Origin of the sequence: Microbacterium sp. NPDC057741, assembly GCF_042798735.1 — a bacterium.
In the GTDB taxonomy this organism is placed as follows: domain Bacteria; phylum Actinomycetota; class Actinomycetes; order Actinomycetales; family Microbacteriaceae; genus Microbacterium.
The window spans coordinates 637,778-650,031 of sequence record NZ_JBHVJW010000001.1; the positions used below are offsets into that span (position 1 = coordinate 637,778).

Genomic DNA, 12,254 nt, shown 5'->3' on the forward strand with positions numbered 1-12,254 from the left:
ACGAGAGTGCGCGGACGGACACGTAAGGTGGACGGGTGACGACGTTCGTACCCCCTCGCCCGTGGACCGCAAGCTACGCAGCAGGCGTTCCCGAGGACCTCTCCCCCGTCTCCGGTTCGCTGATCGACATCGTGGCGGCATCCGCTCGCGACTATCCGGATGCTCCGGCGCTGCAGTTCTTCGGCCGTGAGACCAGCTACCGCCAGTTGCAGGAGCAGATCGACCGCGCGGCCGCGGGCCTGCGGGACCTCGGCGTCGGCGCAGGCGACCCGGTCGCCATCGTGCTGCCGAACTCGCCGCAGCACATCGTCGCGTTCTACGCGGTGCTGCGCCTGGGCGCCGTCGTCGTCGAGCACAACCCGCTGTACACGCCGCGAGAGCTGCGCAAGCAGTTCGAGGACCACGGCGCGAAGCACGCGATCGTGTGGAACAAGGTCGTGAAGTCGGTGCAGGAGTTCCCCGCCGACCTCGCAGTGCAGAACCTGATCTCGGTGGATGTCGTGAACGGCATGCCCTTCGGCATGCGCCTGGCGCTGAAGCTCCCGGTGCAGAAGGCCCGCGAGTCGCGCGCGGCTCTGACCGAGAAGGTCCGCGGCACCATCGCGTGGGAGCAGGTGCTGAAGGCCCAGCCGATCCCGGCATCCCACCCGAAGCCGGCGACCGACGATCTGGCGATCATCCAGTACACCTCCGGCACCACCGGCACGCCCAAGGGCGCAGCGCTCACGCATCGGAACCTGCTGGCCAACGCCGCTCAGGCACAGGCGTGGGTGCCGCAGATCCAGCGCGGCAAGGGCTGCGTGGTCTACGCGGTGCTCCCGATGTTCCACGCCTACGGCCTGACGCTCTGCCTCACGTTCGCGATGTCGATGGGCGCACGCCTGGTGCTGTTCCCGAAGTTCGACCCGGATCTCGTGCTGGATGTCGCGAAGAAGCATCCCGCGACCTTCCTGCCGCTGGTGCCGCCGATCGCCGAGCGCCTGCTCACCGCCGCACAGGAGAAGGGCGTGTCGCTCGCCGGCACCGAGGTCGCGATCTCGGGCGCGATGGCACTGCCGCACGAGCTCGTCGTGCCCTTCGAGAAGGCCAGTGGCGGCTACCTCGTCGAGGGCTACGGCCTGAGCGAGTGCTCGCCGGTGCTGATGGCCAACCCTGTCGCAGACAACCGCGTCCCTGGCACGGTCGGCCTGCCGCTGCCGGGCACCGAGTGCCGTGTCGTCGACCCCGACGACCCCACCCGCGACGTCGAGCCCGGCTCCGCCGGCGAGCTGGTCGTGCGCGGCCCCCAGGTGTTCCAGGGCTACTACGGCAAGCCCGAGGAGACCGAGGCGGTCTTCGTGGACGGCTGGTTCCGCACCGGAGACATCGTCACGATCGACGAGGGCGGGTTCGTCCGCATCGTCGACCGGATCAAGGAGCTCATCATCACCGGCGGCTTCAACGTCGCACCGACCGAGGTCGAGGGCGTGCTGCGCCAGCATCCGGATGTGCTGGATGCCGCGGTCGTCGGCCTGCCCAGCAGCCACTCCGGCGAGGAGGTCGTCGCGGCGATCGTCGTCGACGGCGGCACGGACATCGATGTGGAGGCCGTGCGCGAATTCGCCCGCATCATCCTCACGCCGTACAAGGTGCCCCGCCGTCTGTTCGTCGTCGACGAGCTGCCGAAGTCGCTGATCGGCAAAGTGCTGCGCCGTCAGGTGAAGGAACGGCTGATGGAGCTGAACTCCGCCGGTTGACGAGGAAGCAGCGTCCGACGAGGCGTTCTCCCAGCGCTGAAGGGCCTCTGCGCTGTACGGTTGGGAAGTGACTTCCCCTGAGACTGCCGAGGCCGAGACGCCCGCCACCCCCGGATTCGACGAGATCGGCATCACCGGGCCGGTGCTGAAGGCCATCCATGACCTCGGCTACGAGACGCCCTCGCCGATCCAGGCGGCGACGATCCCGCTGCTGCTGCAGGGGCGCGACGTGCTCGGCACCGCGCAGACCGGGACGGGGAAGACCGCGGCGTTCGCACTGCCCGTGCTCGAGAACCTCGACCTCAGCCAGAAGACGCCGCAGGTGCTCGTACTGGCCCCGACCCGCGAGCTCGCCCTGCAGGTGTGCGAGGCGTTCGAGTCGTACTCGGCGCGGATGAAGGATGTCCGGGTGCTCCCGGTCTACGGCGGCCAGGCCTACGGCGTGCAGCTGTCGGCGCTGCGCCGGGGCGTGCACATCGTGGTCGGCACCCCCGGTCGCATCATGGATCACCAGGCGAAGGGCACCCTCGACCTCTCCGAGTTGAAGTACCTGGTGCTCGACGAGGCCGACGAGATGCTGAAGATGGGCTTCGCCGAGGACGTCGAGCAGATCCTGGCTCAGACTCCGGAGGAGAAGCAGGTCGCGCTGTTCTCGGCGACCATGCCCGCCACCATCCGCCGGCTGGCGCAGCAGTACCTGCGCGACCCCGAAGAGGTCGCGATCAAGGGCAAGACCACGACCAATCAGAACATCACTCAGCGCTACCTCGTGGTGTCGTACCAGCAGAAGGTCGACGCGCTGACCCGCATCCTCGAGGTGGAGAACTTCGACGGGATGATCGTCTTCGTCCGAACGAAGAACGAGACCGAGACCCTCGCCGAGAAGCTGCGCGCCCGCGGCTACTCCGCCGCCGCGATCAACGGCGACGTGCCCCAGGCGCAGCGCGAGCGCTCGGTGAACCAGCTGAAGGACGGCAAGCTCGACATCCTCGTGGCGACGGATGTCGCGGCCCGCGGCCTCGACGTCGAGCGCATCAGCCACGTCATCAACTTCGACATCCCCACCGACACCGAGTCGTATGTGCACCGCATCGGCCGTACCGGCCGCGCCGGTCGTTCGGGCGACGCGATCAGCTTCATCACCCCGCGCGAGCGCTACCTGCTCAAGCACATCGAGAAGGCCACCCGTCAGCAGCCGGCCCAGATGCAGCTGCCTACTCTCGAGGACGTCAATACGACCCGCCTCACGCGGTTCGACGACGCGATCACCGCCGCCCTCGAGGAGAGCTCGCGCATCGAGGGCTTCCGCGACATCATCGCCCACTACGTGCGCAACCACGACGTGCCGGAGGCGGATGTCGCCGCGGCGCTGGCAGTCGTCGCTCAGGGTGACACGCCCCTGCTGCTGGACCCCGCGACCGACGCTCTCTCACGAGCGGTCGAGCGCGACAACCGTCCGCCTCGTGAACGTGCGGAGCGCGAGGACCGCGGCCCGCGCGAGCCGCGCCGCAGCCAGGGCGACTACGCACCGTACCGCATCGAGGTCGGCCGTCGGCACCGCGTGGAGCCGCGCCAGATCGTCGGCGCGCTGGCGAACGAGGGCGGACTGCGCCGCGACGACTTCGGCGCGATCGCGATCAAGCCCGACTTCTCGATCGTCGAGCTGCCGCGGAACCTCGACCCGTCGGTGCTCGACAGGCTGCGCGAGACCCGCATCTCCGGGCGTCTGATCGAAATCAGGCCGGACCGCGGCGTGCCGAACCGCCGCGGACCGCGCGAGGGCGGCTACAGCGGCCGTCGGGACGATCGCTATGACCGGGACAGCCGGTCCGACCGCGACTCGCGTCCGGCACGCAAGCCCCGCCACAAGGACTGAGCCCTTCCTCTGCTCCGGTCGCACAGATTGCGGGGGTCGCGGCCGGCCATCGCACCCGCAAGGTGCGCGACCGGAGCGGTGATTCAAGGCAGCGTCTGCTCCTCGTCACCGTGCCGGTGCACGACCCTCCAATCGCCGTCCTCACAGCGGTACACCTGAGTCACCCTGAGCACGTAGTCGCGAGGGGCTCCGTCGACGACCGCCGATGTGATCTCGCGGTGCACGGTGTAGGCGAGATCACCGCTCACGTCGGCAGCGATCAACTCGATCTCGCTCGCCGTCGCGCCGCCGAAGGAGTCGGCGAGGGTTCGAAACGCGTTCCTCACTTCATCGACGCCTGAGGCGCTCATCCACGCCCCGAACAGCGTCACGGGTTCTGTCCGGGACCAGATCTCGAGACGCTGGGTCGCCTCGCCGCCGTGCAACGCGCGCTCGGCCTCCCGCCAGGTCGTGGCGAACCACTCCAAAAACGCCTCGCGCTCGTCCATACCGACATTCAACTCCGCGGCGATGCGGTACGGAAGCTTCCATCAGGCAGGCGCCGCGATACGCGCGGTCACGGCGCCCTGCCAGGTGGCGACGAGCACCGCGGTCACCGCGCCGGCGGCCATGATCGCGGCGAGCACGATGATCTGGAATCGGCCGGCCTCCAGCGGCGAGAGACCGCCGAAGATCGCGCCGACGAACGCGCCGGGCAGCACGACCAGGCCCGTCGTCTTGGTCTGATCGATCGAGGGGATGAGTGCCTCGCGCACCGCACGCCTGGCGAGGTGGATCGTGGACTGCCGTGCGGTGGCTCCGAGAGCGAGCCAGCCCTCGACCTCATCCCAGTGGTCGGCGACGGATACTGCGAAGATGCGCCCGGTGAGCGTGGCGATGTTCATGGTGTTGCCGATGACGATCGCGCCGATCGCGAGGGCGTATCTGGGTGTGGGGTCGAGGGCGCCGGATCCGAACACTGCCGTCGCAGCGACGGCGATGCCCGCAGCGATCGAAGTCGCCATCACCAGTGCCGAGCGCGCTCCCCAGCCGATGCGATGGGTCGCGACGGACACCGCGACGCCGAGCATGACCAGCAGCGCGAGCGCGATCCAGAGCGGGTTCGTGATGATGCCGCCGAGGATCAGGCTGATGATCGCCAGTTGAATGACGCCGCGTGCGATCGCCGCGGCCGGTGCCCAGGGAGCGCGCACCCGGAAGATCATCAGCGCAGCGGTCGCGACGGCGACCATGATCGCCACCCCGATCAACGTCGGGATCAGGTTCTGCGACGGCTCCACGATCGTGAGCCTAGCCCCGGTTCAGCGCTCCAGGTCGAAGTGGCGGGGCCGTGATGTTCATCCTCGTCACCTGTCCTCAAGGGACGGCGTCTGTCGAATCAGGCTCGCGAGTCCGGCGACGTCGACGGGGCCGGAAGTGTCGACACGGAGCGCGGGGAACCCTGTCATCGGGCGGGCGACATCCGCCGCGGCCTCCCACTCATCGATGCGTGCCTGATCGTCGTGCACGGCGTGCCGAGGGCGCATCAGATAACGCTCGCGCATGACCTCCCGGGGCGCCTCGCACCAGACCTCGAGGCCGCGCGGAGAGCCGACCGACTCCCAGCCGCGGCGGAACCACTCCTCGTCGCGGCCGGCGAGCCAGACGGACTCCACGAGCACAGCGCCGTTCAGCATCCCGGTGATCCGCCACAGCGCGTCGGCCGCCAGCGCGCCGACCGCACGAGTGGGCAGTGGGACGTCGACGGCGTCGCCGAGGGCCTCCTTGATGGCGTCCTTCGAGACGAGCGGTACTCCGAGAGCGGCCGCGAGCGGACGTGCGAGGGTCGTCTTACCGGCTCCGGCCATCCCGTTCAGGACGATGAGCCGGTCAGGCATCCAGCGCAGCCGGCCCTTCGGTGACGAGCAGGTGGAACTGCGCGGCATCCAGAACCCGGATTCCGAGATCCTCGGCCTTCGCGAGCTTCGACCCCGCGCCAGGGCCGGCCGCGACGAAGTCTGTCTTCTTCGACACCGAGGATGCCGCCTTGCCGCCGGCCTTGATGATCGCCTCCTGCGCGCCCTCGCGGGTGTAGCCGTCGAGCGAGCCGGTGGCGACCACGGTCAGCCCGTCGAGCACACCCCCCTCGGCGACGGCCGCACCCGGTCCCGGGTGGCCCGGCGTCGACCACTGCACGCCGGCATCCGTCCACTGACGGACGATGTCCTGATGCCAGTCGATCTCGAACCAGCTGAGCAGCGAATCGGCGATGATGCCTCCGACGCCCTCGACCGCTGCGAGCTCTTCACGGCTGGCAGCACGGATCGCGTCGAGCGACCCGAACCATTGTGCGAGTGCGCGCGCTGCGACGGGACCGACGTGGCGGATGTTCAGGGAGACCAACAGCCGCCACAGCTCCTTGGTCTTGGCCTTCTCTAGCTCCGCGATGAGCTTGATCGCCTGCGAGGACGGCTGGGGTCCCTCCGCGCCCGCCTTCTTCTCGTCGGCGGTGGGGTTGCGGCTGAACGGTGCGCGGGTCTTCACGATCCCGTCGTCGTCCTCCTTCGGCAGCCCGGTCTCGGAATCGCGTACGACGACGGAGATCGGCACGAGGTCTTCGAGCACAAGCGAGAACAGCCCCGCCTCGGTGTCGAGCGGAGGCACGGAGGGGTGACTCGGCTGCGTGAGCGCTGCCGCCGTCACCTCGCCGAGCGCCTCGACATCCAGCGCGCCGCGCGACCCGATGTGCTCCACGCGCCCGCGCACCTGGGCGGGGCAGGAGCGGGTGTTCGGGCAGCGCAGGTCGATGTCGCCCTCCTTGGCCGGCGCGAGGATCGACCCGCATTCAGGGCATCCCTCCGGCATGACGAACTCGCGCTCGGTGCCGTCGCGCTTCTCGACCACCGGGCCGAGCACCTCGGGGATCACATCGCCCGCCTTGCGCAGCACGACGGTGTCGCCGATCATCACGCCTTTGGCCTTCACGACGTCTTTGTTGTGCAGCGTCGCCTGGCGCACGACCGATCCGGCCACGTGAGCCGGCTCCATCACCGCGAACGGCGTGGCGCGGCCGGTGCGCCCGACCGAGACGACGATGTCGAGCAGCTTGGTCTGCACCTCCTCCGGCGGGTACTTGTACGCGATCGCCCAGCGCGGCGCGCGGCTGGTCTGGCCCAGTTCGGCGTGCAGTTCGAGCTCGTCGACCTTGACGACGATGCCGTCCAGCTCATGCTCGATGTCGTGCCGATGCTCGCCGAAGTAGGCGACGAAGTCGGCGACCTCATCGATCGAACGACAGACCTTCGTGTGGGGACTGGTGGGCAGGCCCCACTCCGCGAGCAGGTCGTACACCTCGCTCTGCGCGGCAACAGGCGGGTTCTCCCACGCGCCGATGCCGTGCACGTACAGCGCCAGCGACTCGGTGCGCAGCAGCCCTGCCTCGAGCTCCAGGCCGTCCTTCTTGTCGAGCTGCTGGCGCAGGCCGCCGCTCGCGGCGTTGCGCGGGTTCGCGAAGGACGGGAAGCGTCGGGCGGCCGCGGCGCGAGCCTTCTCCTCGTCGAACGGCTTCTTCGCGCCGGAGCGCGCCTCCCACCGCGCGAGCGCATCGGCGTACGCGCGGTCACGGAACGACGCCTGGGCGGCGTTGAGTCGCTCGAACGCGACCACGGGGATGAACACCTCGCCGCGCACCTCGACGATGGAAGGATGACCGGTGCCGCTCAGGCGCGGTGGGATGTCCGCCAGGCGAAGGGCGTTCTCGGTGACGATCTCGCCCACGCGTCCGTCACCGCGAGTGGCCGCCGAGGTGAGCACACCGTTCTCGTAGCGCAGGTTGATCGCGAGGCCGTCGATCTTCAGTTCGGTGAGCCAGGCGACATCGCGACCGGCGGCCGCCTTGGTCTTTATCTCCCAGTCGCGCAGCTCGTCAAGGGAGAAGACGTTGTCGAGGCTCAGCATCCGCTCGGCGTGCTCGATCGTGGCGAGTCCTGTCGCCTCGGCCGCGCCGACCATCTGCGTGGGCGAGTCCTGCCCCTGCAGCTCAGGATGCAGGCGCTCGAGCTCTTCGAGCCGCCGCATCCACCCGTCGTAGGTTGAGTCGTCGACGAGCGAGGTGTCGCGCCCGTAATAGGCGTCCTTCGCATCGAGGATGCGGGTGGTCAGCTCTTCGGCCTCGTTGCGGGCGTCTTCCAGCGAGATGTTCTCCGGCACGGATCGAGTCTACGAGCGCCCGCCGACATCCGCCGGGCGCGTCGCGCGACTATTCTGAGCCGATGGCGCGGGTGATGACGGCAGTGTTCCTGCATGACGACGAGCGAGTGCTGCTGCTGCATCGCGAGGGCTCGCGGGTGATTGAGGACTCGTGGGTCGGCATTGGTGGACACGTCGAGCCCAGCGAGGACATACGGGACGCCGCGCTCCGAGAGCTCTCGGAGGAGGTCGGCCTTCACGAGGCGGACCTGCGCAACCTCCGCCTGCGGTACACGGCCACCAGAGACACGGGTGCTGAGACCAGGATCGTGCACTACTTCAGTGCGCGGCTCGCCAAAGGCGTCGCCGCGCCGACAAGCTCCACGGAGGGCACCCTGCGCTGGTTCGCCCTCAGCGCTGATCTGTCGGATCTCGCCATGCCCCCGACGGGCCGGGTCGTCTTCGACCACTGGCAGCGCATCGGACGCTTCGACGAGAAGACTCGGGATGTGCGGACGGGCGATGTGGTCACCCCGCCCAGTTGATTCGGGCGGCATGATTGATCGCACAGCACCTACTGTGGAGGCGTGACCACGCACACCCACGATCTGACGCTCACCGAGACCGAGGTGCGGAAGCGATTCACCAGCTGGGACGAAGGCGAGCCCGACCGGGAGTGGACATGCCTCATACTTCTCGCGACTCATTCCCCTGGGCTGGCACCTCGGCCGGTGCGGCTGCAGACGGTGGACGGCGCCCCGGAGATCGTGATGGAGCGGATCCCCGGCCTCCCACTCGGCGACATGCCGGCGACGGCGGAGCAGCTCGCGGCATTGGGCGCGGCACTGCGGAGACTCTATGGCGTGCCGCACGCCGCAGCCGCGGCGACAGGAATCGGCGAGCGGCGCCTCGGGCCCTCGACGCTGAGGACGCACCTCGTGGAATGGGCGGCGGAGCCGTATGACCTGAGCGCCACCAGGACGCCGCTGCTCGTCGAGCGCGCGCTCAGCGACGCGCGCGAGTTCCTCGTGGAGACGGCTGCGCCCCCGTTCGAGCTCTCGGTTCTGGGCATCGCCGATCTCAACCCCGCCAACGTGCTCTGGGACGGGAGCGTCTGCAGACTCGTCGATTTCGAGGACGGCGGACTCTCCGACCCGGCGTTCGAACTCGCCGATCACGTGGAGCACCTCGCCGGCCGCACCGTCTATGAGCCCGAGGCCCTGGTGCGCGCCGTCGGCTTCTCCGGCGCGCAGCACGAGCGTCTCGCCGAGTGGCGCACGCACTGGGCCATCTTCTGGTTGATCATGCTGCTGCCGGGCAACGGCGGATTCCGCCGGAATCCCCCGGGCACCACCGAGGCGCAGGCCGATCGCGTGCTGCGGATGCTGGCGGGCTGAGCGCCACCGCAGCGCGCCACTGTTCGGTCACGCGCTCCCCAGCCTCAGTCGATCCGATTCCTGTTGAGCCACTCCGCCTCGTTCCAGACGACGGGACGGGCACCGACGCCGGCGAAGGAGATCCACGGGTCGCCCGACTGGGCCAGCACCATGAGTCGCCGCCCGAAGAGTGCGGCATCCCACGACGCCCCCGCCAGGATGTCAAGGACGGCGTGCGCCGACTCGGCATCCGACCGTGCGAACTCGTCGAAATGCTCGAAGACCATGGCGAGACCCTCGGACGAGGCCGACCAGCCGTAGTCCTGGTCGACGACGTCCCGCAGACAGTCGACGAACGCATTGAAGTTCCGACCATAGTAGTCAGGAAAGTCCAGGGCGGACGCGACGGCCGTGTGAAAACCGGACACATCCCGCCAAAGCGCGGCATCCAACCGCACGATCTGCCAGCCATGCTCGGTCAGCATCCGCACAGCCTCGGCGAGCACAGGAACAGCGCGGAAGAGTACGACCGGTGAGTTGCCCATCAACCGGTACACAGGATCGCCGCTGTATGCGGCATCCGGCGGGAAGACGGCCATCTCAGGCGCCGACGGGCACGGCCGACACGGTCGTGTCGATGGTGAACTGGCCGAGCACGCGGGTGCCCACGTAGAGCACGGCGCTCTGCCCGGGGGCGACGCCGTCGAGCGGTTCCTCGGGCACGACTCGCACTCCGGCATCCGTCACGAACGCGCGTGCCGGAACCGGCTCGGCGTGGGCGCGGATCTGCACCTCACAGTCGAACTCGGATGCCGCGGGCGCGGCGCCGGCCCAGGAGAACCGCTCCCCCGAGATCTCGGCGATCACCAGGGCCTCCTTGGGGCCGACGACCACCGTGTTCGACACCGGTCGGACCTCGAGCACGAACCGCGGCTTGCCGTCGGCGGCGGGCACGCCGAGGCGCAGGCCCTTGCGCTGGCCGACCGTGAACGCGTGCGCGCCGTCGTGCGTGCCGACGACCTCACCGTCACGATCGAGGATCTCGCCCTGCTCGGCGCCGACCTTCTCGGCGAGCCACCCTCGGGTGTCGCCGTCGGGGATGAAGCAGATGTCGTGGCTGTCCGGCTTCTGCGCGACGCTCAGGCCGCGCTCCGCGGCCTCTGCGCGCACCAGCGCCTTCGACGGCGTCGAGCCGAGCGGGAAGTAGGTGTGCGCGATCTGCTCGGCGTTGAGCACACCCAGGACATATGACTGATCCTTCGCGTTGTCCGAGGCGCGGTGCAGTTGGAGACCGTCTGCACCGTCCACCAGCGTCGCGTAGTGCCCGGTGCAGACCGCGTCGAAGCCGAGTTCGATCGCGCGCTCCAGCAGAGCGGCGAACTTGATCTTCTCGTTGCAGCGCAGACACGGGTTCGGGGTGCGGCCGGCCTTGTACTCCGAGATGAAGTCCTCGATGACGTCATCGCGGAATCGCTCCGAGAAGTCCCAGACGTAGAACGGGATGCCGAGCAGGTCTGCGGCTCGACGGGCGTCCATCGCGTCCTCGATCGTGCAGCATCCGCGACTGCCGGTGCGCAGCGTGCCACCGGCGCGCGACAGCGCCAGGTGCACGCCGACCACGTCGTGGCCGGCCTCGACCGCACGGGCCGCCGCCACCGCGGAGTCGACCCCTCCGCTCATCGCCGCCAGAATACGCATGGGTTCCAGTCTACGAGCGGGTGGCTGTGTACGTCCTTCGTCTCGCTTCGCTCGCTCAGGATCCGGGGCACGGGACGAACTGCGCTCAGGATCCGGGGCACGGGACGAACTGCGCTCAGGATCCGGGGCGCGGAACGAACTGCGCTCAGGATCCGGGCACGCGACGAACTGCGTTCAGGATGCGGGGCGCGAGGCGGACGCCCTCGCGTACGCATCGCCGATCGCCGCGAGCACTGCGTCGACATCGGCGTCGGTGGACGTGCGCCCCAGTGTGAAGCGCAGCACGCTCCTGGCGTCCTGCTCGCTGCGACCGAGCGCCATGACCACGTGCGAGGGCTCGGCGACGCCGGCCTGACAGGCCGAGCCGGTGGATGCCGCGACGCCGGCCATATCCAGCAGGAACAGCAGGCTCTCCCCCACCGCGCCCGGGAACAGCACGTGCGCATTGCCGGGCAGCCGATCCACGGGATCGCCGAGCAACTCCGCCTGCGGCACGGCTGCACGGATGCCGGAGATCAGCCGATCACGAAGCCCCACCAGCCGCGCCGACTCGGACGCCCGCTCTCTCTCGGCGAGCTCGAGCGCGACGGCGAACGCTGCGGCGCCGGCGACATCCTGCGTCCCTGCGCGCAGCCCGCGCTGCTGAGCGCCGCCGTGCAGCAGCGCGGACACGCGCGCGGTCCGCGCGACGACGAGCGCACCGATGCCCACCGGCGCACCGAGTTTATGGCCGGCGACAGTCATCGTGACGAGACCGACCCCGGGTGCAGCTTCGCCGCGCAGCGAGCGGAACGACAGCGGCACGTGTCCCCACGCGGCCACGGCGTCCAGGTGCAGCGGCACACCGGCATCCGCCGATGCCTGTGCAAGCCCCGCGCTGTCGTTGATCGTGCCGACCTCGTTGTTGGCAGCCAATGCCGTTGCGAGCGCGGCTCCGGGCAGCGCCTCGGCGAAGGAACCCACCGCTATCCGGCCCGCAGCATCCAATGGCACCGCACGCACGTCGGCGCCGACGCCGGCCAGTGCCGCGAGCGTGTCCATCGTCGCGTGATGCTCGCCGTCCGGCAGCACGATCGCCGTCGTCCCCGGAGCACGGGACGACCACAGGCCGCGCAGAGCAGTGTTGATCGACTCCGTTCCACCCGAGGTGAAGACGACCTCGATCGGGTCGCAGCCCAGCACCGCGGCGGTGCGCTCGCGCGACTCCTCGAGGAGCCGGCGGGCGTCCTGCCCCGCACCGTGGGTGGAAGACGCATTGCCCACCACCGAGGATGCCTCGAGCCAGGCATCCCGCGCCTCGGCGCGCAACGGCGCCGTGGCGGCGTGGTCGAGGTAGAAGCGCATGCCTCCATCCTCCCAGCCGAGCGCCGCGCATGGGCGGGATCCAGGCTCATCCGGCGC

The 12,254-nt window shown here is 69.4% G+C and carries 11 protein-coding genes; 4 read left to right on the forward strand and 7 right to left on the reverse strand.

Annotated features, from left to right (window positions below; translation table 11 throughout):
* The first annotated feature begins 35 nt into the window (after nt 1–35).
* Together ACFVDO_RS03165 and ACFVDO_RS03170 are read left to right on the forward strand one after the other, a co-directional pair.
* Entirely contained in the window at nt 36–1,736 is a 1,701-nt protein-coding gene (locus ACFVDO_RS03165; protein WP_378859789.1) for a long-chain-fatty-acid--CoA ligase, read from the forward strand.
* 67 nt (nt 1,737–1,803) lie between these two features.
* Nucleotides 1,804–3,612 (forward strand): DEAD/DEAH box helicase, encoded by a 1,809-nt coding sequence (locus tag ACFVDO_RS03170; protein WP_378859790.1) that lies wholly within the window; start codon nt 1,804–1,806, stop codon nt 3,610–3,612.
* 83 nt (nt 3,613–3,695) lie between these two features.
* Here the strand turns inward: ACFVDO_RS03170 and ACFVDO_RS03175 are convergent, their stop codons facing one another.
* The 4 genes from ACFVDO_RS03175 to ligA all read right to left on the reverse strand — a co-directional run bounded on the left by ACFVDO_RS03175 (nt 3,696) and on the right by ligA (nt 7,800).
* A complete protein-coding gene (locus ACFVDO_RS03175; protein WP_378859791.1) occupies nt 3,696–4,100 on the reverse strand; it encodes a nuclear transport factor 2 family protein in 405 nt (134 codons plus the stop codon).
* Between the two features lie 42 nt (nt 4,101–4,142).
* Entirely contained in the window at nt 4,143–4,892 is a 750-nt protein-coding gene (locus tag ACFVDO_RS03180; RefSeq protein WP_378859792.1) for an ABC transporter permease, read from the reverse strand.
* 66 nt (nt 4,893–4,958) lie between these two features.
* Nucleotides 4,959–5,489, reverse strand: a complete 531-nt coding sequence (locus tag ACFVDO_RS03185) for an AAA family ATPase (protein ID WP_378859793.1) — start codon at nt 5,487–5,489, stop codon at nt 4,959–4,961.
* A complete protein-coding gene (gene ligA / locus ACFVDO_RS03190; RefSeq protein WP_378859794.1) occupies nt 5,482–7,800 on the reverse strand; it encodes an NAD-dependent DNA ligase LigA in 2,319 nt (772 codons plus the stop codon). Before ligA ends, ACFVDO_RS03185 begins: the two co-directional genes overlap by 8 nt.
* Nucleotides 7,801–7,862: 62 nt before the next feature.
* Here ligA and ACFVDO_RS03195 point away from each other — a divergent pair, with 62 nt between their 5' ends.
* Both ACFVDO_RS03195 and ACFVDO_RS03200 read left to right on the forward strand, forming a co-directional pair.
* Nucleotides 7,863–8,324 (forward strand): NUDIX domain-containing protein, encoded by a 462-nt coding sequence (locus ACFVDO_RS03195; protein WP_378859795.1) that lies wholly within the window; start codon nt 7,863–7,865, stop codon nt 8,322–8,324.
* 42 nt (nt 8,325–8,366) lie between these two features.
* On the forward strand, nt 8,367–9,176 hold the full coding sequence (locus ACFVDO_RS03200; protein ID WP_378859796.1) for an aminoglycoside phosphotransferase family protein: 810 nt from the start codon (nt 8,367–8,369) through the stop codon (nt 9,174–9,176).
* 44 nt (nt 9,177–9,220) lie between these two features.
* Here ACFVDO_RS03200 and ACFVDO_RS03205 read toward each other — a convergent pair whose 3' ends face one another.
* The 3 genes from ACFVDO_RS03205 to ACFVDO_RS03215 all read right to left on the reverse strand — a co-directional run bounded on the left by ACFVDO_RS03205 (nt 9,221) and on the right by ACFVDO_RS03215 (nt 12,197).
* Nucleotides 9,221–9,754 carry a barstar family protein gene (locus tag ACFVDO_RS03205; RefSeq protein WP_378859797.1) on the reverse strand — a complete coding sequence of 178 codons (534 nt, stop codon included), beginning with the start codon at nt 9,752–9,754 and terminating at the stop codon, nt 9,221–9,223.
* A gap of 1 nt (nt 9,755) precedes the next feature.
* Nucleotides 9,756–10,853, reverse strand: coding sequence for a tRNA 2-thiouridine(34) synthase MnmA (gene mnmA / locus ACFVDO_RS03210; RefSeq protein ID WP_378859798.1), 1,098 nt, complete (start codon nt 10,851–10,853; stop codon nt 9,756–9,758).
* 174 nt (nt 10,854–11,027) lie between these two features.
* A complete protein-coding gene (locus tag ACFVDO_RS03215; RefSeq protein ID WP_378859799.1) occupies nt 11,028–12,197 on the reverse strand; it encodes a cysteine desulfurase family protein in 1,170 nt (389 codons plus the stop codon).
* Between the last annotated feature and the right edge of the window lie 57 nt (nt 12,198–12,254).